Annotated in this window: 17 protein-coding genes; 14 read left to right on the top strand and 3 right to left on the bottom strand. The window is 56.4% G+C overall.

Features of this window, described 5'->3' with window-relative positions:
* The first annotated feature begins 122 nt into the window (after positions 1 to 122).
* The 3 genes from lpxP to CVE23_RS03990 all read left to right on the top strand — a co-directional run bounded on the left by lpxP (position 123) and on the right by CVE23_RS03990 (position 5064).
* Complete coding sequence (lpxP, locus tag CVE23_RS03980; RefSeq protein WP_038917875.1) at positions 123 to 1043, top strand: kdo(2)-lipid IV(A) palmitoleoyltransferase; 921 nt, start codon at positions 123 to 125, stop codon at positions 1041 to 1043.
* A gap of 793 nt (positions 1044 to 1836) precedes the next feature.
* A complete protein-coding gene (locus tag CVE23_RS03985; protein WP_038662216.1) occupies positions 1837 to 3204 on the top strand; it encodes an NCS2 family permease in 1368 nt (455 codons plus the stop codon).
* A 213-nt stretch (positions 3205 to 3417) separates the two neighbouring features.
* Positions 3418 to 5064 (top strand): Na+/H+ antiporter, encoded by a 1647-nt coding sequence (locus tag CVE23_RS03990; RefSeq protein WP_038662213.1) that lies wholly within the window; start codon positions 3418 to 3420, stop codon positions 5062 to 5064.
* Between the two features lie 47 nt (positions 5065 to 5111).
* On the opposite strand, the gene actP is transcribed toward CVE23_RS03990, so the two are convergent.
* The 3 genes from actP to acs all read right to left on the bottom strand — a co-directional run bounded on the left by actP (position 5112) and on the right by acs (position 9160).
* Positions 5112 to 6770 carry a cation/acetate symporter ActP gene (gene actP, locus CVE23_RS03995; protein ID WP_038917877.1) on the bottom strand — a complete coding sequence of 553 codons (1659 nt, stop codon included), beginning with the start codon at positions 6768 to 6770 and terminating at the stop codon, positions 5112 to 5114.
* Entirely contained in the window at positions 6767 to 7078 is a 312-nt protein-coding gene (locus tag CVE23_RS04000; protein ID WP_038917878.1) for a DUF485 domain-containing protein, read from the bottom strand. The genes actP and CVE23_RS04000 overlap by 4 nt, the downstream gene beginning before the upstream one ends.
* Before the next feature lie 120 nt (positions 7079 to 7198).
* On the bottom strand, positions 7199 to 9160 hold the full coding sequence (gene acs, locus CVE23_RS04005) for an acetate--CoA ligase (RefSeq protein WP_100848947.1): 1962 nt from the start codon (positions 9158 to 9160) through the stop codon (positions 7199 to 7201).
* A 757-nt stretch (positions 9161 to 9917) separates the two neighbouring features.
* Here acs and CVE23_RS23195 point away from each other — a divergent pair.
* The 11 genes from CVE23_RS23195 (at position 9918) to CVE23_RS04060 (ending at position 23578) form a co-directional block, all read left to right on the top strand.
* Positions 9918 to 10310, top strand: coding sequence for a transcriptional regulator (locus CVE23_RS23195; protein ID WP_100848948.1), 393 nt, complete (start codon positions 9918 to 9920; stop codon positions 10308 to 10310).
* Between the two features lie 593 nt (positions 10311 to 10903).
* Positions 10904 to 13291 (top strand): TonB-dependent siderophore receptor, encoded by a 2388-nt coding sequence (locus CVE23_RS04015; protein ID WP_100848949.1) that lies wholly within the window; start codon positions 10904 to 10906, stop codon positions 13289 to 13291.
* 822 nt (positions 13292 to 14113) lie between these two features.
* Positions 14114 to 15268: a mandelate racemase family protein gene (locus CVE23_RS04020; protein WP_100848950.1), complete on the top strand. Its 1155-nt coding sequence runs from the start codon at positions 14114 to 14116 to the stop codon at positions 15266 to 15268.
* Between the two features lie 79 nt (positions 15269 to 15347).
* Positions 15348 to 16958 (top strand): ABC transporter substrate-binding protein, encoded by a 1611-nt coding sequence (locus tag CVE23_RS04025; protein WP_100848951.1) that lies wholly within the window; start codon positions 15348 to 15350, stop codon positions 16956 to 16958.
* Between the two features lie 85 nt (positions 16959 to 17043).
* Entirely contained in the window at positions 17044 to 18102 is a 1059-nt protein-coding gene (locus CVE23_RS04030; protein ID WP_038917884.1) for an ABC transporter permease, read from the top strand.
* Between the two features lie 98 nt (positions 18103 to 18200).
* Positions 18201 to 19004, top strand: coding sequence for an ABC transporter permease (locus tag CVE23_RS04035; RefSeq protein ID WP_369831427.1), 804 nt, complete (start codon positions 18201 to 18203; stop codon positions 19002 to 19004).
* Positions 18976 to 19869, top strand: a complete 894-nt coding sequence (locus tag CVE23_RS04040) for an ABC transporter ATP-binding protein (RefSeq protein WP_373287793.1) — start codon at positions 18976 to 18978, stop codon at positions 19867 to 19869. Before CVE23_RS04035 ends, CVE23_RS04040 begins: the two co-directional genes overlap by 29 nt.
* Before the next feature lie 42 nt (positions 19870 to 19911).
* Positions 19912 to 20685 (top strand): ABC transporter ATP-binding protein, encoded by a 774-nt coding sequence (locus CVE23_RS04045; protein WP_161130952.1) that lies wholly within the window; start codon positions 19912 to 19914, stop codon positions 20683 to 20685.
* Positions 20686 to 20912: 227 nt separating this feature from the next.
* A complete protein-coding gene (locus CVE23_RS04050; protein ID WP_100850404.1) occupies positions 20913 to 21386 on the top strand; it encodes a sigma-70 family RNA polymerase sigma factor in 474 nt (157 codons plus the stop codon).
* 4 nt (positions 21387 to 21390) lie between these two features.
* Positions 21391 to 22341: a DUF4880 domain-containing protein gene (locus CVE23_RS04055; protein ID WP_100848952.1), complete on the top strand. Its 951-nt coding sequence runs from the start codon at positions 21391 to 21393 to the stop codon at positions 22339 to 22341.
* 226 nt (positions 22342 to 22567) lie between these two features.
* Positions 22568 to 23578, top strand: coding sequence for an AI-2E family transporter (locus tag CVE23_RS04060; protein WP_038917889.1), 1011 nt, complete (start codon positions 22568 to 22570; stop codon positions 23576 to 23578).
* Positions 23579 to 23998 lie beyond the last annotated feature (420 nt).

Here is a 23998-nt window from a genome sequence, read left to right on the forward strand (position 1 = left end):
GCACGTTTCTCCTCTTTTTTCACATTGACTGTGTTTTCTTCCGGGCTGCCTGGATAACGACAATGTCGTGCATGGTTAGTTTGTTAAAACTGGCTGGTATGGCAATCAAGAAGATATTCATAATGACTCAACAAACCTTTACCAGGGAATTGTTCCACCCCCGCTACTGGCTGCTGTGGTTCGGCCTTGCCGTGCTGTTTCTGCTGGTGCAGTTGCCTTATCCGCTGCTGATGCGGTTGGGCAGTCGACTGGGGCGTAGTTCCCGTCATTTTCTCAAGCGTCGGGTGAGTATTGCCCGCCGCAACCTGGAACTGTGCTTCCCCGATATGCCGGCATCACAACGTGAAGTGATGCTGGAGGCGAATTTCGCCTCGCTGGGGATGGCGCTGATGGAAACCGGCATGGCCTGGTTCTGGTCGGACAGACGAGTCAGAGCGTGGTTCGACGTCTCCGGCTTCGAGAACCTTCAGCAGGCCGGGCGCGAACAGCGCGGCGTGATGGTGATTGGCATTCATTTTATGTCGCTGGAACTGGGCGGCCGCGCTATGGGGCTGTGTCAGCCGATGATGGCGATGTACCGGCGGCATAACAATAAACTGATGGAACTGGTGCAGACCTGGGGACGCTCCCGCTCCAACAAAGCGATGATCGACCGTAAGGATCTGCGCGGCATGGTGCAGGCGCTGAAAAGCGGCGAAGCGGTGTGGTTCGCTCCCGATCAGGATTACGGCCCGAAAGGCAGCGTGTTCGCGCCTTTCTTTGCGGTAGAGCAGGCGGCGACGACCTGCGGTACGGCCACCATCCATCGTCTGGCCAAACCGGCGATAATTACCACGGTACTGATTCGCAAGCCGAACCGGCAAGGGTATCAGCTGGTGATTGAGCCGGAACTGGAAGATTATCCGAGTCAGGATCAGCAGCAGGCGGCGCAGTACATGAATCGGGTGATTGAGCGGGAAATCCTGCGTGCGCCGGAACAGTATTTATGGCTGCACCGTCGCTTCAAGACCCGCCCGTGCGGCGAGGCGTCGCTGTACCGCTAAGGCCAGACGCAAAAAAAAGTGGCTGCCCGAAGGCAGCCACAAGAAGGAGAGAATGACTGATGATTAACGAAACAGCGCGTAGGGATTAACACCGCGGTAGGTTTTGCCCAGCGCTTTTAGGATTTGAGTGATTTGACGGACAATACTCATGGTGTTCCCCCCATACGCATAAAAGAATTATTGGTTGAAAGTACCGAAGTTGATGGTGAAGTTTTCAAACATGGCGATAATTTTGTGCAGCAGTTTCATTGTCGTATTCCTCTGTGTGATTCATTATTTCTGTGACGTTGTTCACGGTTTTAAAGATACACCCTGCTCAGGGAGTGGTCAACTTTTTTGTGACGCGCATCACAAAAAGATGAACGGGTAGTCTACTCTGACTGAACCGCGGTTTTATTTTCTTTCATACTCAAGATGTTGCTATTCGAACGGTGGCGAAGAGCCGTTGGTCTGATGATCGCGGCAACGGCATGCGGCGTTTGGTTTGCGTCATTTTCAGCGCGACCACGGCGTGAATGCGGGGAATAGCAGTTGAAATGAATGTCCCGAAGGCAGGATAATCTGCCGCCTCAACAACAACTGGCAGGATTCAGCCGCTTTGTAACGCAACGGTTAATCGTTTGCGTGTCAGGCTGGAGTGGGAAAACGGCAGGCTGTCCGGCGTCTGGCAAGGGGCGTCGAATCACACCGTTTTCACCGAATACTGGCCAAGTGCCGGTCACGGCGCTTGATAACCATAACGTTTGAACCATAACGTTTGATAACCATAAAACGACATTTCAGGGGATACACCATGTCCAATACCACTCGTCAGGCTGACGATGCGGCTCGTCCCGCAGGCGCGCTTGATGCCTTTTTCAAGATTACGCAGCGCGGCAGCAGCGTTCGTCAGGAAGTGCTGGCAGGCCTGACTACTTTTCTGGCGATGGTTTACTCGGTCATCGTCGTGCCGGGCATGCTGGGTAAAGCCGGATTTCCGCCCGCAGCGGTGTTTGTGGCGACCTGTCTGGTGGCCGGGTTCGGTTCACTGCTGATGGGGTTGTGGGCCAACCTGCCGATGGCGATCGGTTGTGCGATTTCGCTGACCGCGTTTACCGCCTTCAGTCTGGTGCTGGGTCAGCATATCAGCGTGCCGGTCGCGCTGGGCGCCATCTTCATGATGGGCGTGCTGTTTACCGTGATTTCCGCTACCGGCATCCGCTCCTGGATCCTGCGCAACCTGCCGATGGGCGTGGCGCATGGCGCAGGCATCGGTATCGGGTTGTTCCTGCTGATTATCGCCGCCAACGGCATTGGTCTGGTGATCAAGAACCCGATCGACGGCTTGCCGGTGGCGCTGGGTCACTTCACCGCGTTTCCGGTGATAATGTCGCTGATCGGTCTGGCCGCTACTATCGGTCTTGAAAAACGCCGCGTGCCGGGCGGGATCCTGCTGGTGATCGTCGCCATTTCAGTCATCGGTCTGATTTTTGACCCGAACGTGAAATATCAGGGGCTGTTCGCCCTGCCGAGCCTGACCGATGCTAACGGCCAGTCGCTGATTTTCAGCCTCGACATCAAGGGCGCGTTGCAGCCGGTAGTGCTGCCGAGCGTGCTGGCGCTGGTGATGACGGCGGTGTTTGACGCCACCGGCACCATTCGCGCAGTGGCCGGGCAGGCCAACCTGCTGGACAAAGACGGCCAGATTATCAATGGCGGCCGCGCGCTGACCGCCGACTCCGTCAGCAGCATTTTCTCCAGTCTGGTGGGAACGTCGCCGGCGGCGGTCTACATTGAGTCCGCAGCGGGTACTGCCGCAGGCGGTAAAACCGGTCTGACCGCGACCGTAGTGGGCGTGCTGTTCCTGCTGATCCTGTTCCTGTCGCCGCTGTCTTATCTGGTGCCGGCTTATGCCACGGCGCCGGCGCTGATGTATGTCGGGTTGCTGATGCTGAGCAACGTCTCCAAACTGGATTTCAACGACTTTGTCGACGCCATGTCCGGCCTGGTGTGCGCGGTATTCATCGTGCTGACCTGTAACATCGTCACCGGCATCATGCTGGGCTTTGGCTCGCTGGTATTAGGCCGTCTGTTCTCTGGCGAATGGCGTAAACTCAATCTCGGCACCGTGATTATCGCCGTAGCGTTGGTGGTATTTTACGCCGGCGGCTGGGCGCTCTAAGCCGTCTTTTATTCCACACCATGTAATAAGGGGAACGCGGGTTCCCCTTTTTTGTTTCTCTGTGCCGAAAGCGCTGTTTTTTTGTCTTCGATTCCTGTTCATTGCTTTGTATCTTGTTATTATTTCAACAGATCATCCACCGGATGGTGCAGTCGGCGCCCGATGGCAGCTACCCGACCTCCTTTCATGTAACGGCAAGCAACCAGGGAACACATGGAAATATTTTTCACCATTCTGATTATGACGCTGATCGTTTCTCTTTCAGGCGTAGTGACGCGCATCCTGCCTTTCCAGATACCGCTGCCGCTGATGCAGATCGCTCTGGGCGCCATGCTGGCCTGGCCGCAATTCGGTCTGCATGTCGATTTCAATCCCGAGTTGTTTATGGTGCTGTTTATTCCGCCGTTGCTGTTCGCCGACGGCTGGAAAACCTCGACACGCGAGTTCCTGCACCATATGCGTGAAATTCTGGGACTGGCGCTGGTGCTGGTGGTGATTACCGTGGTGGGTATCGGTTACCTGCTGCACTGGATGATCCCGGAAATGCCGCTGGTGGCCGCCTTTGCGCTGGCTGCCGTCCTGTCTCCCACCGATGCGGTAGCCCTGTCCGGTATCGTCGGCGAAGACCGGATCCCGAAAAAGCTGATGGGGATCCTGCAGGGCGAGGCGCTGATGAACGACGCCTCGGCGCTGGTGTCGCTCAAGTTTGCGGTGGCGATCGCCATGGGAACCATGGTGTTCACGGTTTCCGGCGCGACGCTGGCGTTTTTGCAGGTGGCGCTGGGCGGCCTGCTGGCCGGGATCGGCGTTACCTGGGTGTACAGTAAATCCCTGTCGTTGCTCGGCCATCAGAACGATGACGATGCCGCCACCCAAATCGTATTACTGCTGCTGTTGCCGTTCGCCGCCTACCTGATCGCCGAACATTTCGGCGTATCGGGCATTCTGGCGGCGGTGGCGTCGGGGATGACCATCAGCCGAACCCAGCTGTTGCGGCAGGCGCCGCTCAACATGCGGCTGCGCGCCAACGGCGTGTGGAACATGTTGGAGTTTGTGTTCAACGGCATGGTGTTCCTGATGCTGGGGCTGCAATTGCCCGGCGTGATTGAAGAGTCGATTGTGCAGGCGGAGCTGGATCCGACCATCGAAACCTGGATGCTGTTCGCCGATATCGCCCTGATCTATTGCGCCTTGCTGTTGCTGCGGTTTGCCTGGCTGTGGCTGATGAAGCTCTACAGCCGTTATGTACAGAACAAACGCCCGATGCTGTTCGCCGACTACACCTCGCGCGAGATCTGGATCAGCACCTTTGCCGGCGTACGGGGCGCCATCACGCTGGCGGGTGTGCTGTCCATTCCGCTGTTTCTGAGCAGCGGCGAGCCGTTCCCGTCCCGCTATCAACTGGTGTTTATCGCCACCGGCGTGATTCTGTTTTCACTGCTGTGCGGTGTGATGGCGCTACCGCTGCTGCTCAGGGGCATTACGCTGACCGACCACAGCGTGCAGAAAAAAGAGGAACGCATCGCGCGGGTAACGATGGCGCAGGTCGCTATCGATAGCCTGAAGAAAATGCAGGAGCGACTGGCGGCGGACCGGGAAGAGAATCTGGACGATCAGGTGCTGGCGGAGGTGAGCGCGCGCGTCATCGGTATGTTGCATCGTCGCGTGGCGGGCACCGACGAGCTGGAAAACAACATGGCGGTGGAGAATCTGGAACGGCGCTTCCGTCTGGCCGCCGTCAGCGCAGAGCGCGCCGAACTGTATCACCTGCGCGCCACGCAGCGCATCAGCAACGAAACGTTGCAGAAAATGCTGCGCGAACTGGATTTACTGGAAGCGGTACTCAGCGAGAAAGTGTAAAAAAAACGGGGAGCAAGGCTCCCCGGTTGTCGTGAGTCATGTTGAACTTAGTGAGATGACCCTTTGGAGATGCCAAGGCCGGTTTGCGAGCGAATGAACTGCGCCTTGAACTTGCCGCGTTCTTCGACGGCGTTGGCTGAATTGTCGGTAATCGAGAAAAACCAGATACCGATAAAGGCCACCAGCATTGAGAACAGCGCCGGGTATTCATACGGATAAATCGGGCTGGCGTGACCGAGGATTTTCACCCAGATGGTCGGCCCAAGCACCATCAGCACTATCGCTGTCAGCAGCCCGGCCCAGCCGCCGATCATGGCGCCGCGGGTGGTCAGTTTGGACCAGTACATCGACAGCAGGATAATCGGGAAGTTACAGCTGGCGGCAATCGAGAACGCCAGTCCCACCATAAAGGCGATATTCTGATTTTCGAACAGAATACCCAGCAGGATGGCGATGATCCCCAACGCCAGCACCGTGAGTTTCGATACCTTCAGTTCGTCGCGCTCGGTAGCCTGACCCTTCTTGATGACGTTCGAATACAGGTCATGCGATACGGCTGATGCGCCGGCCAGCGTCAGCCCGGCCACCACCGCCAGAATGGTGGCGAAGGCCACGGCGGAGATAAAGCCGAGGAAGAAGTTACCGCCTACCGCATTCGCCAGATGTATCGCCGCCATATTGTTGCCGCCGATCAGCGCGCCGGCGGCGTCTTTGAACGCCGGGTTGGCGCCTACCAGCAGAATCGCGCCGAAACCGATGATGAAGGTCAGGAAGTAGAAATACCCCATAAACCCGGTGGCAAAGAACACGCTTTTGCGTGCTTCACGGGCATCGCTGACGGTGAAGAAACGCATCAGGATATGCGGCAGGCCGGCGGTGCCGAACATCAGCCCCAACCCGAGCGACAGCGCGGAAATCGGGTCGGACACCAGCCCGCCGGGTTTCATGATCGCAATACCTTTCGCGTGAACCTTGGTCGCTTCGGTGAACAGGCTATCGAAGCTGAAGTTCACCGTTTTCAGCACCATGATCGCCATGAAGGTGGCGCCGCACAGCAACAACACCGCTTTGATGATTTGTACCCAGGTGGTGGCCAGCATGCCGCCAAACAGCACGTACATCACCATCAGAATACCGACCAGCACCACTGCGATGTGGTAATTCAGCCCGAACAGCAACTGAATGAGCTTGCCGGCGCCTACCATCTGGGCAATCAGGTACAGCGCCACCACCACCAGCGAGCCGCAGGCGGACAGCGTCCGAATCGGTTTTTGCTGTAACCGGTAGGAGGCGACGTCGGCGAACGTATAGCGGCCCAGATTGCGTAACCGCTCTGCAATCAGGAACAGGATGATCGGCCAGCCCACCAGAAAGCCGAGCGAGTAGATCAGGCCGTCAAAGCCGGAGGTGTAGACCAGCGCCGAAATGCCGAGGAACGAGGCCGCGGACATATAGTCGCCGGCAATCGCCAGCCCGTTCTGAAAGCCGGTGATGTTGCCGCCCGCGGTGTAGTAATCGCTACGCGAGCGGGTGCGTTTGGAAGCCCAGTAGGTGATGTAGAGCGTTGCCGCTACAAACAGTACGAACAGTGCGATGGCCTGAATATTCAGTGGTTGCTTCTGGACGTTGCCGGAAACGGCATCCGCCGCCTGCGCCCATATCGGTAGCCCCAGCAAAGCGGTCAGCAGGAAAATGCGGCTTTTCATTTTTGCACCTCGTTGAGCAACTCTTTGGTCAGGCGGTCAAATTCGCCATTGGCGCGGTAGACATAAATACCGGTAAGCACAAAAGAGATAACGATGAGCCCAATACCCAACGGGATGCCGCGGGTCGTCCCCGCGCCGGGCGCGATCGGCGTCCCCAGCCAACCCGGCGCAAAGGCGATCAACAGAATGAAACCGACGTACAACACCAGCATGATCAGTGAAAGAAAGGCGGCAAAGCGCTGCCGTTTCTGGATCAGTTCTTTAAATAGCGGGTTATCTTCAATCCGTTGATAAATGAGATCATTCATCATAAATCTCCAGTCAGATAAGTCGCGTCGCCCTTACGGGCGGCTGTTTTTTTAGGTGCCACCACACACCAGACGGCGTAATGCGATCTGGTGCGGGGGCGCTGTTTTATCAGATGACAGTTAGGACGGTGTGTGATTCATGGCTTGTTTTTCTTCCAGCAGTTTCTCTACCACGCCAGGATCGGCGAGGGTGGAGATATCCCCAAGATTGCTGGTATCCCCGGCTGCAATCTTGCGCAGAATACGGCGCATGATTTTGCCGGATCGGGTTTTCGGTAGCGCATCGGTCCAGTGCAGGATATCCGGGGTGGCGATGGGGCCGATCTCTTTACGTACCCAGTTGCGCACTTCGGTATACAGCTCGCTGGTAGGTTCTTCACCGTGATTCAGGGTGATATAGGCATAGATCGCCTGCCCCTTGAGGCTGTGCGGAATGCCGACCACCGCCGCTTCGGCGATTTTCGGGTGCGAAACCAGCGCGGATTCGATTTCCGCCGTTCCCAGCCGGTGGCCGGAAACGTTCAGCACGTCGTCCACGCGGCCGGTGATCCAGTAATAGCCGTCTTCGTCGCGGCGTGCGCCGTCGCCGCTGAAATACATGCCTTTGAAGGTGGAGAAATAGGTCTGTTCAAAGCGCTCGTGGTCGCCAAACAGCGTGCGCGCCTGACCGGGCCAGGAGTCGGTAATCACCAGATTACCTTCGCAGGCGCCGTCCTGCGGGTTGCCGAGGTTGTCCACCAGCGCCGGTTGCACCCCGAAGAACGGCAACGTCGCCGATCCCGGTTTGGCTTCGATGGCGCCCGGCAGCGGGGTGATCATGAATCCCCCGGTTTCCGTCTGCCACCAGGTGTCGACGATCGGGCAGCGGCTATTGCCGATTTTCCGGAAGTACCATTCCCAGGCTTCCGGGTTGATGGGTTCCCCCACCGAGCCCATGATTTTGAGCGACTGACGCGAGGTGCCTTCTATCGCCTTGTCGCCGTCCGCCATCAGCGCGCGAATGGCGGTGGGCGCGGTATACAGAATATTGACCTGGTGTTTGTCCACCACTTGCCCCATACGGCTGGCGGTAGGCCAGTTGGGTACGCCTTCAAACATCAGCGTAATAGCGCCGCAGGCCAGCGGGCCGTACAACAGGTAACTGTGACCGGTGACCCAACCGACGTCGGCGGTACACCAGTAAATGTCGCCGGGGTGATAATCGAACACATATTTAAAAGTGGTGGCGGCGTACACCAGATACCCGCCGGTGGTGTGCAACACCCCTTTGGGTTTACCGGTGGAGCCGGAGGTATACAGGATAAACAGCGGATCTTCGGCGTTCATTTCTTCCGGCGGGCAATGATCGTCCGCCTGAGCGATCAAATCGTGCCACCACAGATCCCGATCGTTTTGCCAACTGCCGGGATTGCCGGTGCGGCGGAATACGATCACATGATTGACGCTGGTGACCGCCGGGTTGCGCAGGGCTTCGTCAATGTTCTTTTTCAGCGGAATTGCCCGCCCGGCGCGAATGCCTTCATCGGCGGTGACCACCAGTTTGGCGTTGGAATCGACAATACGGCCGGCGATGGACTCCGGGGAGAATCCACCGAAGATCACCGAATGCACGGCGCCGACGCGGGCGCAGGCCAGCATCGCCACGGCGGCTTCCGGCACCATCGGCATATAAATAGCGACCACGTCGCCTTTACGGATACCTTTGGATTTCAGTACGTTGGCGAAACGACAAACCGCCTGATACAGCTCGCGGTAAGTGACTTTTTTGCTTTCTCCGGCGTCGTCGCCTTCCCAGATGATCGCGGTTTGATCACCTAGCGTGTCGAGATGGCGATCGAGGCAGTTGGCCGCTACATTTAATGTACCGTCCTCGAACCAGCGGATACGGACATGGCCCGGGTCAAAAGAGGTGTTTTTAACCCGTTGATAGGGTTTGATCCAATCAACGATCTTGCCTTGTTCCCGCCAGAAGGCATCAGGATCCTGCACAGATTCCTGATACATCTTTTTATATTGTTCGGCGGTGATTAAGGCGTTTTCCGCAATGGCGGCGGGTATAGGGTGCTTATTATATTGGCTCATAGCGCTTCTCCTTAAACATTGTTAATATTATGTCAATCAATAGTTAATAACAGTGAGCCATTAACATTTGTTTCTTTTTTGCGCGATGGATCACGCATTGCAGGAAAGAGCCGAGACGTTTGCTTTTAAAGATAGTCTGAGTTGGCGGCGGCATGCGCAGGAAGCAGCCAAAGCACACAAGTTTGTGCGACTTTGCTCACATTTTTGTTACTTATGTGTCGTTCTTTGAATTCGTAAAGGGAATAGTTAATGAAAATGACTATTTCATCGACATTAACTATCATTAATAAGAATTTGATCGGACGATATGATCAAACAAGCAAAAGATCGGCCTTATTTGAACGATCGACTCCCAGCGAAAGCAGATATAGTGCTAATGATCCCTAAAAGGGTGACATTTAATGCCTCTATTTCGTTACGAAATTGTTTTGGTTGTAAACAATTTGTAGGCAATAAATGGGCTGATTATTGTGATAGATAATTTCGACTTTCAGTCCGCAGGAAGACGTGGGATATAATTTACCAAAGTATAATATCTATATTGTTTGGACTGCATAATAACGCAGGAAATTAAGTTCTTGCTCAGAACGTCCTTTGTCCCGGTTGGCTGAATTCTAATTATATCAACGGTTTAATTATTGCATTTACCAGGTAATTTATCTGGTTGACTTTAAAACTATCCCCGGACTCCCCGAGCCGTCCACATTTAGGCTGCTTCAGGGGGGATAGATTTCACATAGCAAGAAGCAGAGGACATATGAGTCTGATATTTGGGCAGAATGAGATCATGAGTATGTTAAGCGCCCCTGTTCACAATGATAGACGAGCGATCGCAGTCATTGATGACAAATGCAAGATACTCTGCGCGAATTCCGCATTTAATGCACATTTTGGCTTGCGCACCGGCGCCACAACGCCGGCTTCCATTGACGAAGTGCTCCCGGTGAATGTGCGGTTCGCGTATCAGGATTTCATGACCAACAACGATCTGCTCAGTACACATGTCGCCTGGGATCTCCTGTCTGACGGGTTTGCCAAAAAGCCGCTCAGTACGCTGTCGTTTTCCAAGTTGAATGTGGAAGATCGGGTATTGTCGCTGTTAATCCTCAACCAGGATGATGGCGACATCACCACGACCATGGCGTCATGACGCCGGATGTCCGGAAATTAAACGCACACCGTATCAATTCATTCATTGATGTGATTTTTTTGTGTTTTCATGTCGGCTATTATCAAGCGTCCTAACGATAGCGCTATTCTCTTTCTTTTTGTGTTGTTTTTATATCGATACGTTTCGATACCTCACTCCACGATCAAGCGAATAACAAATCCATATTTAAATACACTTCTTAGCGTTAAGTGTCTTTTTTACATAATCCATAATAAAATGGACAACAGAAAAAGATTCTTTTTTTACTCACCTTCAATAATGGCGACATAACGTTGCAAGGCTAATTATTCGCGGCTTGTTCGGGTTATTTTGCCGGAATATCGCAGCGCTAAAGGCGCTTTATTCCCGCTTGTCGCGGTGTAGCCGCCCGTTGAATCAGAAACTGCGCGAAAATTTTTTTTGATCGGCGGTTCCCTTTTGGCGTGACTGGCTTGGCATAGCAATCAGGTGGTGCCTGGGACGTGATGCGGTTGTGTCCCTGGTCGATGCATGAGTGCGGTGAATAGACACCGCCAACGGCGTTAAAGACCACATGATTGATGCTGAAAATTCGATACTGAAGGGGAATCACTATGTTGACATATCGTACCCGCCTGCTTCGGGCCGGGATGCTGGGGCTATCCGTGTATGCGGCGCTGCCCGTGGGGGTGAGTCAGGCGGCATCGGCCAACGCCGTCACCCGGACTTACGCCGTTTCCGCCGGGCCGTTGAACCAGGTGCTGAATCAGTTTGCACAGCAATCCGGGGTACTGCTTTCTTACGATCCGGCGCTGACCCAGGGAAAAGCCAGTCAGGGCCTGCGTGGTTCCTTCAGTGTTGAGCAAGGGTTTCAGTCCATCCTGACCAATAGTGGTCTGCAGGCGCAGGTTGGCGCGGATGGAACGGTTACGCTGGCGAAGCAGACGACGGCAACGCCCGCCGCCGCGCCAGCGAACACAGCCGTCAAAAACGAGCAGATAGTGGTGACCGCGCCGCCAAATACCGCCCTGAAGCTGGACACGCCCTTGTCGGAAACGCCCCGCGCCGTCGCAGTCGTGAACGCACAGCAGATTGAAGAGCGCGGCGCCAAGAAGATCGATCAGGCATTGCGTTACAGCGCGGGCGTGCTGGCTACGCCCTACGGGCCGGACAATAAGACCGAATGGCTGGTGATCCGCGGCTTCAGCGATCTTTCCCGCTTCCAGAATGGGCTGGCTACCCTGAACGAAGACGGGTTTTATACTCAGCAGTTGGAACCGTTCGGCGTGGAACGCGTTGAGGTACTGAAAGGCCCGGCATCGGTGCTGTATGGTCAGAATCCGCCGGGCGGGCTGGTGAATGTGATCACCAAGCGTCCGACGCGCCTGCCGCAGGGGCAGGTATCGGTGGAGTACGGCTCCAATGACTACCGTCAGCTGGCGGTGGACAGCTCCGGCCCGCTGAACGACGACGGCACGGTGCTGTACCGGGTGGTCGGCACCGCGCGCGATACGTCCGGCGAAGTGGATTTTGCCGACAGCAAGCGGTTTTACCTCGCGCCCAGCCTGACTTTCCTGATGGGCGACAATACCGAACTGACGCTGTTGAGCAGCTACATGGATACCCGTTCCGGGATGACCAATGGCTTCAAGATGCCCTACGGCACCCTGCACGACACGCCCTACGGCAAGGTTGGCTACAAGACCTCGCTGGGGGAACCGAGCCTGAACCGGTTCGATAGCCGCCAACTGAACCTCGGGTATGAGTTCACGCACCACCTGAACGATACCTGGACCTTCCACCAGAACACGAACTACACCTACCTGAACATGGACCTGCGCGGGGTCTATGCCATGGGCCAACTGGACGATCGTACCGTTAATCGTGGGCTGACCTACCGCGACGGCTTTGCGCAGAACTGGTCGGTGGATAACCGCATGGTAGGCGAATGGCGCTGGGGCGATATCGACAATACCCTGTTGCTGGGCGTTGACTACCGTCGCGCCAATACCCAGAGCCGCGATGCGGATCTGTCGCCGTACAACGCCTCGCTCTACCAGTTCAACAGCGCGCCGCTGGACATTTTCAGCCCGGTCTATGGCCGTTACACCCTGAGCGATAACCAGCTGTCCAATCACCGTTCCGGTCGCCATCAGAACGGTTACTATGTGCAGAACCAGATCAAGTATGACGATCGTCTGATCCTGCTGCTGGGCGGCCGTTACGACGACGCCAAATCCTACACGCGCAACACGATCATGGGGATCGACTCCCGCACCAGCGACACCAAGTTCACCAAAACGGCTGGCGCGATGTACCTGTTTGATAACGGTATTTCGCCGTATGTCAGCTATGCCGAGTCGTTCCAGCCGCTGGCGGATTATGACGCCTATGGCAACCAGTACAAGCCGACCATGGGCAAACAGACGGAAGTGGGGGTGAAGTATACCCCGCAAGGGTTCAACGGTTATGCCTCGGCGGCGCTGTATAACCTGCGTCAGGAAAATATCCTGACCACCGACGTCAATAACCCGAGCCGTCAGGTGCAGTCGGGCGAAGCGCGTTCCCGCGGGATCGAGCTGGAACTGAGCGGTGAAGTGTATAAAGGCGTGACGTTAACCAGCAACTACACCTATAACAATGTGGAAACCACCCAATCCGGCGTAGCGGGAGAAAACGGCAAGCGGCTGCCGGGGTTACCGGAACATATGTTCTCCACCTGGGTGAGCTACGCGTTCAGCGGCCCGCTGGAAGGGCTGACCGTCGGCAGCGGCGTGCGCTACATCGGCAGTTCCTACGGCGACCGTCTGGAAAGCGCCAGCCTGAAAGTCCCGGCGTATACGCTGTGGGATGCGATGATCGCCTACGATGTGACCAAGAACTGGCGCGTGCAGGTTAACGCGACCAATCTGGCGGATCATCACTATGTCAGCGCCTGTAATTTCTGGTGTTATTACGGAGAAGGGCGTGATATTACCGCCAATGTGACGTATCGCTGGTAATTACCCTAAATAATTCGAGTTGCAGGACAACTCGCTCGCGTGTTGAACAATGCAATGCGCTGGCCCTTAGGGCAAGGCTCATTAAGAGCCTTGCAACGCGGCAACCGAGCGAGGGCCGCCAACGCGCCTGCAACTTGAAGTATGACGGGTATAAACGATGTATCAGGCAGTATCCCGTTATATTTAACGGCGGGATATTGCCTCTTACATGCAATATTTATCATCTGATTAATCGGCGTCATATTTATATATTCCCGCAGGTTGCAGGCTAATAAAAAAATAAATGAATTAACCAGGGTATACGCCTGAACCAACGTCGCTGCTGCAGGTGTTCCGACGGCGCCAGTCATACCGATACCAGCCTGCCGTGATGCGTCACGATGCACTTCCAATTGATAAATTGTCTTTATCTATAACGACATTGGCCCTTCCGGTAGTTGCGCCTTGCCTGCCTCGCTCCCGCCTGTCTCCTGCCTGTCTTTAACCTTTCAAATGATAAGGGATAGATTTTTCCTCGTGATAATGCTCACAAGGTTATGGGCGTTTGCCTAATTTTCCACGTCATAATTTCATCATATGGGAGATATTGCCTAATGACTAAATGAAACACAGCCACAATAATTTAAATAAAACATGGTTTTTCTTTAATTAATACATGGTTCCTTTTTTGTGATGTTGATCTCTCTGCCGTATAGCGACAGGGAAATATATCTGCGCTTTGCTTGATACAGACTTACGCCATATATCTGATGCATTTTTCGATACACACAGTTTATTGCTGAAAATCTTGTAAATGAGTTAACTATCCAGGCAGGTAACAACGTGAAAATAGAATCGATTGATGTCACCGTCTTCACCTATCCCACTCGTCGCGTCTCCGACAGCGCCGGACATTCCCATCCCGGCGCCGAGAATCAGGCCCGCATGGCGTTACTGACGATCAGCACCGATGAAGGTCACAAAGGCTATGCGTTTGCGCCGCCGGAAGTGATCCGCCCATACGTGGTGAACAGCTTTTTCCGCAAGGTGCTGATTGGGCAGGATCCGTTTGATCGCGAGCGGTTGTGGCAGGATCTGGTGCACTGGCAGCGCGGCAGCGCCAACCAGTTGACCGACCGCGCGCTGGCGATCGCCGAGCAGGCGCTGTGGGATCTGGCCGGGCGCGCGCTGAACCTGCCGGTGTACAAACTGCTGGGCGGCTACCGCGATAAAGTGCCGGCCTACGGCAGCACCATGTGCGGCGACGAGCTGACCGGCGGCCTGTCCACGCCGGAAGAATACGGCCGGTTCGCTGAAAAGCTGGTGAAACGCGGTTACAAGGCCATCAAACTGCACACCTGGATGCCGCCGGTGTCGTTCGCGCCCAGCCCGAAAATGGATGTCAAAGCCTGTGCGGCGGTGCGCGAGGCGGTGGGGCCGGATATCTGCCTGATGCTGGACGGCTACCACTGGTACAGCCGCAGCGAGGCGCTGTATATCGGCCGTGAACTGCAAAAACTGAACTTCACCTGGTTCGAAGAGCCGATGGAAGAGCAGAGCATGGCGTCCTACAACTGGCTGAACAAGAATCTGGACATTGACGTCATCGGGCCGGAAAGCCTGGGCGGGAAATACTTCAGCCGCGCCGACTGGGTGAAAGAAGGCGCCTGCGACATTCTGCGCGCCGGGGTGCAGGGCGTGGGCGGGATTTCACCGTGTCTTAAAGTGGCGCATCTGGCGGAAGCCTTCGGCATGGATTGCGAAATTCATGGCAACGGCGCGCCGAACCTGGCGGTGGTGGGGGCGATTAAAAACTGCCGCTGGTACGAACGCGGCCTGCTGCATCCGTTCCTTGATTACGACGAACCTGTCGCCTACCTGAATTCTCTCATCGACCCGATGGACGACGACGGATTCGTTCATCTGCCCCAGCGTCCGGGACTGGGGGAAGACATTAATTTTGACTGGATTGAAGCGCATACCCTGAGTCAGGCGTAGCGCTTGTGGTCTGTACGCGAGTAACCACTAAAAAAACAAATGTTGTCGTCTTCCATACTTCCACACCTGGAGAAGAATAATGAAAGCACGAGCAATACTTCGTACCCTGCTGTTGAGTACACTGTGTATGGCCGCCACGCCGGCCATGCTGTCAGCCAAAACCCCTGACGATCAACTGATTGTCGGCATGAACATGAACAACATGCTGTCACTGGATCCGGCCGCCATGACCGGCAATGAAGTGGTGGGGGTGGTCGTAAACCTCTATGACTCGCTGGTCGAACTGGACCCCGACAACCTGAGCCACGTTTTGCCCGCGCTGGCGAAAAGCTGGAGCGTCAGCGACGACGGCAACGTCATTACCTTCAATCTGGTCGATAACGCGAAATTCCATTCCGGCAACCCGGTGACCGCGGAAGATTTTGTCTGGTCGATGAACCGGCTGCTGCATCTGAACATGGCGCAGGCGACCACCTGGAAATCGTACGGCTTTACCGCGGATAACGTCGCGAAGATGATCCGCGCCAAAGATGCCCATACGGTGGAGATCGAACTACCCAAGCTCAACGATCCCAAGCTTATCATCTACTCGCTGGCGACGTTGGGCAGCGGCTCGGTGCTGGATCGCAAGACGGTGCTGCAACACGAGAAAAACGGCGACTGGGGCAATGGCTGGCTGACCACCAATGAAGCCGGTTCCGGCCCCTTCAAGCTGGATGTGTGGCAGGCGAAAGATGTGCTGCGCATCAGCCGCGTCAGCGGTTACTGGCAGGGCGACGCCAAAATGAAGCGCGTCATTTTCCGGCATATGACCGAATCGCAGGCGCTGCGGTTGATGATCGAGAAAGGCGACATTGACGTGGCGACCGGCATGTCGGTGCCGGATATCAATGCGCTCAAGCAGGATAAAGACGTGACGGTGAAGGAGGTGACCAAAGGCACGCTGTATTACGTGGCGATGAGCCTGAAGAACCCGTACTTCGCCAATCCGAAAGTGCGCGAAGCGGTGCGTTATCTGATCGACTACGACGGCATCAATAACACTGTGATGACCGGCTATGGTTTCTATCATCAGCGCCCGATCCAGAAAGGGATGGACGCCACGCTGCCCGATCCGGGCTACAAACTGGATGTGGCGCGGGCCAAAACCCTGCTGACGGAAGCGGGCTATCCGAACGGGTTTGACACCACGCTGCGCGTGCTGTCGGATCAGCCGTTCCTGAACCTCGCCACCTCCGTGCAGTCCACGCTGGCGCAAGCCGGCATCAAAGTTCAGATCCTCTCCGGCACCGGCAATCAGGTGTATGGCGCGATGCGCGATCGCAAGTTCGACATGCTGGTCGGGCGCGGCGGCGGCGGCGTCGATCCCCATCCGCATTCCAGCCTGCGTTCCGTGGTCTACAACCCGGATAACAGCGACGAAGCCAAGCTGACCAATTTTCAGGGCTGGCGCACCTCGTTCTACGACAAACAGCTGAACGAGATGATCGATCAGGCGTTGCTGGAAAAGGATCCGCAAAAGCAGAAGCAAATGTACATCGACGTCCAGAACCGTTATGAGGCGCTGTACCCGGCCATTATCCCGGTTTCCCAGATGATCGATTCGGTCGTGCTGCGCAAGGATGTCATGAAGTATGTGCCGCATCCGTCCTCCACGACCCATCTGCGGGACGTGTACAAGCAACGCTAGTTGGCGACGCAGAACGTCAACGTGAAATCACTGCGCCGGCGGCGGCCTGATGTCCGTCGCCGGCCGGGGGCTCGGGAGAAAGAACATGGTTTTCTCTGATCGGATCAAACCAGGCGAGTGGCTTAAACCGGGCGGCGTGTTGCGCCGGCTGGCGAAACGCTTATTCCAGGTTGTGGTCACATTGTTCGGCTTATTGATCCTGACGTTTGTTATCGGTCGCGTCATGCCCATCGATCCGGTGCTGGCGATCGTGGGGCAGGATGCCGACCAAAGCACCTACCAACAGGTTTACCAGCAACTGGGGCTGGATAAGCCGCTATACGTTCAGTTTTGGATCTATTTCAACGCGCTGCTGCATGGCGATCTTGGCAATGCGCTGCTGACCGGCCGCCCGGTTATCGACGACATTATTCGCGTTTTTCCCGCCACCATTGAACTGGCGACGATGGCGATCATCGTCGGCGCCGGTCTGGGCGTGCCGCTCGGCGTGCTGGCGGCGGCAAGGCGCGGCAAATGGGCGGACTATGTGGTGCGTTTCATCAGCCTGGCCGGCTATTCCACCCCGATCTTTTGGGTGGGGATGATGGGGCTGCTGGTGTTCTATGCCTGGCTGAACTGGGTCGGCGGCGCCGGGCGGGTGGACATGGCCTATGACGGGCTGGTGGAAAACCGCACCGGCCTGCTGTTGGTCGACGCCATGCTGGACGGCAACTGGGAGGTGTTTCGCAGCGCGCTCAATCATCTGGTGCTGCCCGCCACTCTGCTGGGGTTCCACTCGCTGGCGTACATCAGCCGCATGACGCGCAGTTTCATGCTGGCGCAGCTGTCGCAGGAATACATCATCACCGCGCGGGTGAAAGGGCTGTCGGAGTTTCGCGTCGTGTGGGCGCACGCGTTCCGCAACATTCTGGTGCAACTGCTGACGGTGGTGGCGCTGGCTTACGGGTCGCTGCTGGAAGGCGCGGTATTAATTGAAACCGTGTTCTCGTGGCCGGGGTTTGGCTCTTATCTCACCGGTAGCCTGTTGCTGGGCGACATGAACGCGGTGATGGGTTGTGTCCTGCTGGTCGGGTTGATTTTCGTCAGCCTGAATCTGCTGTCGGACATGCTGTATCAGGTCTTTGATCCGAGGACGAGAGTATGACGATTTCCTCCGAGCCGGTATTGCGCGCCCGGCCGCACAAGCGCGCCGGCCGTTTGAAGCTGCGCGGCGCGCGTATTCTGGGTTTTCTGTCGCTGTTGATGCGCAACCCGCTGACGGCGATAGGGTCGGCGATTGTTCTGGTGCTGATGCTGATGGCCATTTTTTCGCCGTGGCTAGCCACCCATGACCCGCTGGCGCAGGATCTCGCCAACACGCTGCAGGCGCCGAGCGCCAGCCATTGGTTCGGCACCGACGAGTTCGGACGCGATGTGTTTAGTCGTCTGGTGTACGGCTCCCGCATCACGCTGTATATCGTGGCGCTGGTGTCGATCACCGTCGGGCCGATCGGGCTGCTGCTGGGCGTGGTCGCGGGGTATTACGGCGGGGTGGTCGACACCATTCTGATGCGCATCACCGATATCTTTATCTCTTTTCCCAGTCTGGTGCTGGCGCTGGCGTTTGTGGCGGCGCTCGGCCCAGGGCTGGAGCATGTGGTGATCGCCATTACGCTCACCGCCTGGCCGCCGATCGCGCGTCTGGCGCGGGCGGAAACCCTGTCGCTGCGTCAGGCTGATTTTGTCTCGGCGGTGAAACTGCAGGGCGCGTCTTCGCTGCGCATTCTGCTGCACCACATTGTGCCGCTGTGCCTGCCGTCAGTGATTATCCGTATCACCATGAACATGGCCGGGATCATTCTGACCGCGGCCGGTCTGGGCTTTCTCGGGCTGGGGGCGCAGCCGCCCGACCCGGAATGGGGGGCGATGATTTCGGCCGGCCGCCGCTACATGATGGAGTGCTGGTGGCTGGTGACGATTCCGGGGCTGGCGATTTTGATCAACAGTCTGGCGTTCAATTTCCTTGGAGACGGCTTACGTGACATCCTCGATCCCAGAACTGAATAATGTGAATGCGGCTCACCGCAAGCCGGAAGCAGCTTCGCTGCTGGAGGTGGACAATCTGCGGGTGAGTTTCGTCAATGGCCGCGCGGTGACCGACGCCGTGCGCGGCGTGTCCTTCTCGCTGGGGTGTGAAAAGCTGGCGATTGTCGGCGAATCCGGCTCCGGCAAATCCACCGTCGGGCGGGCGCTGTTGCGACTGCATCCGCGCAGCGCCCGCATCACCGCCGACCGGCTGGATTTTAACGGCATCGACCTGCTGGCGGCGGATGAAGCGCGGATGCGCCAGATTCGCGGCAAACGCATCTCCATGATCATGCAGGATCCCAAGTATTCGCTGAATCCGGTGGTGTGCGTCGGCGATCAGATCGCCGAAGCCTATCTTGCGCACCACTGCGTTTCGCGGCAGGCGGCGAAGGAAAAAGTGATTGCGATGCTGGACATCGTGCGCATCCGTCAGCCGGAACGGGTATACGGCCTGTACCCGCACGAGGTTTCCGGCGGTCAGGGGCAGCGCATTATGATCGCGATGATGTTGATCACCGAGCCGGAAGTGGTGATTGCCGACGAACCGACCTCGGCGCTGGATGTTTCCGTGCGCCTGCAGGTGCTGGCGATGCTGGATGATCTGGTGAGCGAGCGCGGTCTGGGGCTGATCTTTATCAGTCACGACATCAATCTGGTACGCAGCTTCTGCGATCGGGTGCTGGTGATGTACGCCGGCCGGGTGGTGGAATCGATCGCGGCCGCCGATCTGGACCATGCGCAACACCCCTACACCCGAGGTTTGCTCAATTCATTGCCGGATATCGATCATCCGCGGCCGCGCCTGCCGGTCATGAATCGCGATCCAGCCTGGCTTAACCCCTAAGGAGCGCATATGACGACTGAGGCAAACCACAAGACGCGGGCGATGATTGAGGTGCGTAACCTGAACCTGACGTTCGGCGAGGGAAGCGCGCAAAATCAGGTGCTGTACGATGTGAATCTCACCGTCAATGACGGTGAGATCTTCGGTCTGGTCGGCGAATCCGGTTCCGGAAAAACCACGGTGCTGAAATGTCTGGCCGGGCTGTTCAATCACTGGCAGGGGCAGTTATGGATCGATGGTCAACCGCTGGCGCATCGTATCGAGCAGGCGCGCTGCCGCCGGGTGCAGATGGTGTTTCAGGATCCCTACGGCTCGCTGCACCCGCGTCATACGGTGGAGACGATTCTGGAAGAACCGCTGTTAATTCATCGCTTCGACGATCGGGATGACCGTATCGATACGTTATTGGGCAAGGTGGGGCTGGGGCCGCAGTTTCGCCGCCGCTATCCTCACCAGCTTTCCGGCGGGCAGCGTCAGCGCGTGGCGATCGCCAGAGCGTTGATTCTGGAACCGCGGGTGCTGCTGCTGGATGAACCCACCTCGGCGCTGGATGTGTCAGTGCAGGCGGAAATCCTCAATCTGCTGGCGGAATTACAGCAGCAGGAGAAATTGACCTACCTGATGGTGACGCACGATTTGGGGGTGATAGCGCACCTGTGCCACAACGTCGCGGTGATGCAATATGGCCGTATTCTGGAAACGCTCGCGACCGGCGATTTAGCCCGCGATACGCCCAAAAGTGCGTATACCACGATGCTGGTGGATGCCAGCCGACAGTACAGTCGGGATTTGGCGGTGCGATCGGAGCGGATGTAAACCGGGCGTCTATGGATGGATGTGCATAAGACGGGTGCGTAATAAGACGGGAGGGCGACGGCGGTTGCCTTCCCGTTTCCATTTTGGAAACGGGCGGATAAAAGGTTGACATTGATAATATTGAGAATGAAAATCATTTGATTGTTTTCTGACGAGCCAGCAACGTGAATCACTCCGCCGCCTTTTGCCCCGAACAGGCTGATGACCGCCATGATGACCAACGGCGTGTGCAGCAGATCTATTCCGAGCACCATTCCTGGCTGCAAGGATGGCTGCGGCGTCGCCTCGGCTGTTCCCAGCAGGCGGCGGATCTGGCGCAGGATACCTTTCTGCGGTTGCTGACGCACTTTCCCGCCGAACCGATTCGTGAACCGCGCGCCTGGCTTAGTACCGTGGCGCATGGGCTGATGGTCAATCACTGGCGGCGCAAAGATCTGGAACAGGCGTATTTGCAGACGCTGGCCAGCCAGGAGTTTGTGGTCAGTCCGTCGCCGGAAGCGCAGGCGATGATCGTCGATGCGCTGGTGGAGATCGACGCGTTGTTGTCCTCGTTGTCGTCCAAAGCCCGACAGGTGTTCCTGTGGGTGCAACTGGAAGGGCTGACCTATCGTCAGGTAGCGGAACGCCTGATGGTGTCGGAGCGCATGGTGAAAAAGTACATGGCGCAGGCCATGCTGACCTGCCTGACCGCTCAAGCGTAATACCATGACGTCGCCGTCCTCCTCCTTGTCTTCCGATATCCTGTCCGCCGCGGCGGAGTGGTTCGCCACGCTGCACGACGAAGGATGCGGCGAACAGGAGCGGCGCGCCTGGCGCCGCTGGCTGGAGAGCGATGAACGTCATCAACTGGCCTGGCGTCAGGTGGAACAGATTCAGGCGCGTTTTCAGACGCCGGACAACCGGCTGATCTCCTCGGTGCTGAGCCGTCAGGGGCGCGAGCGGCGTAGCGCGCTTAAACTGCTGGTGCTGACCAGTGTGAGCGGGGCATTAGGCTATAGCCTGCCGTGGCGCAGCTATGCCGCCGATTATCGCACCGGCGTGGGAGAACGCCGTCAGCTGACGTTGGCGCAAGGGGTTCAGGTATGGCTGAATACCGATTCGGCGCTGAATGTTCGCCATCAGAACGAGGAACTGGTGCTGCAACTGCTGTCGGGTGAACTGTTGCTGGAGCGAGCAGCCGGCGGGAATACGGCGCTGCGGCTGGAAACGGGGCAGGGCAGCGTGATGCCCGGTTCATCTTGTAAGCTGTCCCTGCGAACCTGGGAGCAGCGCAGCTGTCTGGCGGTGTTCGGCGGCGAAGCGCACTTGCAACTGGACGCCGGAGCTGACCATCGCCTGCGGTTGCCTGCCGGGCAGGAAGTGACTTACTCGCGCGAACAGTGGCAGCCGCCGGTGGCGGTGCAAGCCTTCCGGCAAAGCTGGTCGGGCGGCGTGCTGGTGGCCGATAATATGCGGCTGGACCAGTTGACCGGGGAGATCGCCCGTTATCAGCGGCTGCATTTCCAACTGGATGACGGCGTGGCGGCGCTGCGTATTTCCGGGGTGTTCCCGTTGCAGGACACCGAACGGCTGTTCAATGCGTTGACGAAAACCCTGCCGATCACCCTTTCTCAGCGTTTTTACTGGTGGGTGACGATCCGCTCGCGTCAGGCGTAATTTCCTGCCGTTTCTGAAATTTTTCCCACCATTACCTTGTCTATCCACACGATAGACGCCCAAAAATGACGCTAATCACGCTGGTGTTTCGTGGTTAAAATGCTAAGAATGGTCGCTGAAATATTATTTCACGGTCAGAGTATTGCCACCTCTGGCGACGGGGCGATCCCCTTCGTTGGCAGGCGCTGCGATTCCCCTGACGTAGCAGTACGAAACAGGATGTCATATGCAGTTGTTGAATTTGAAACAGGCCAGATTGCTGAGCTTCGTCTTTATCATGGGGGGGCTGTTGCTCTTGATTGAGCTGCGCCTGCTTGCCTGCTTTATCGCCGGTTTTTTGGTGTATGAAATCATTAATCTGCTGACGCCGTATTTCCAGAAGGTGATCAGCGGCAAACGCGCCCGGCTGGCGGTGGTGGCGGTGATCAGCACGCTGGTGGTCTGCCTGTTGAGCGTGATTTTCGGCGCGTTGGTCGGGTTGCTGATGCAGGAAATGAAAGACACCAGTGTGTTCAACGCCCGCATCGCCTTTATTCTCGACGATGTGCAAAAGCAGATCATGACCTACCTGCCGGGCTATCTGCCGGTCAGCGTGGAGGAGTTGCAGCACGAGTTCGTGATGTGGCTGCAAAAGCACGTGGTGATGCTGCAAAACATGGGGAAAGATTTCCTGCACGGTTTCGTCACCATGCTGATCGGCATGATCCTCGGGGCGATCATCTCCCTGTATAACATCGAGCCGACGGTGGATAAGCCGCTGCTGAAAACCGAACTGATGCACCGGGTGGCGCTGCTGTCCTCCTCGTTTCGCAACATCGTGTTCGCGCAGGTGAAGATTTCGCTGGTAAACACGGTGCTGTCCGCCATTTTCATTCTGGGCGTGCTGCCCGGCTTCGGCATTCATCTGCCGTTTGCCAAAACGCTGGTGGTGCTGACCTTCATTTTTGGTTTGCTGCCGGTGATTGGCAATCTGATCTCCAACTCGGTGGTGTTCATCGCCGCGTTGTCGATTTCTGTGCCGATCGCGCTGCTGGCGCTGGTCTATCTGATGCTGATCCACAAACTGGAGTATTTCCTCAATGCCCAGATTGTCGGCACCCGCATCAAGGCGCACGCCTGGGAGATTCTGCTGGCGATGCTGGTGTTTGAAGCCGCATTCGGTATTTCCGGCGTGATTGCCGCACCCATTTACTACGCCTACCTAAAAAGCGAACTACGGGAAGCGGCGCTGATTTAGGCTGCGCCTGCATCATTACCGGATGCAGCCTCAGCCGCATAACCATTCATAGCCAGGTCGTGTGCGCAGACGACCTGGCTATGTTTTCGTAGATAGTCATATATTACTCTGACAATAATAATGTTTTCCTGATTATCTATAGGTGATGATGAACGTCATATAGCCAACGTATTGGTAATACGAGATATATTATAAATATTAGAGCTACCCTTTCGTTAAATAGATATCCTTGTCTTTTATTTTTTTTATTGTAGGCTGAAAAAACATCAGTTTCTGGGCTGATGATTTTTATAAGAATAAGGCTATTTGATGCCTTTAATTATTATACCCGTCATACGTTAAATTGCAGGAGTGCTGTCTTTATTACCTGGCCTATTCATGGCCTCGTCCTGAAGGCCAACGCGTTGCGTTGTTCAAAAC

The sequence above is a fragment of the Dickeya fangzhongdai genome (genome assembly GCF_002812485.1).
Classification (GTDB): domain Bacteria; phylum Pseudomonadota; class Gammaproteobacteria; order Enterobacterales; family Enterobacteriaceae; genus Dickeya; species Dickeya fangzhongdai.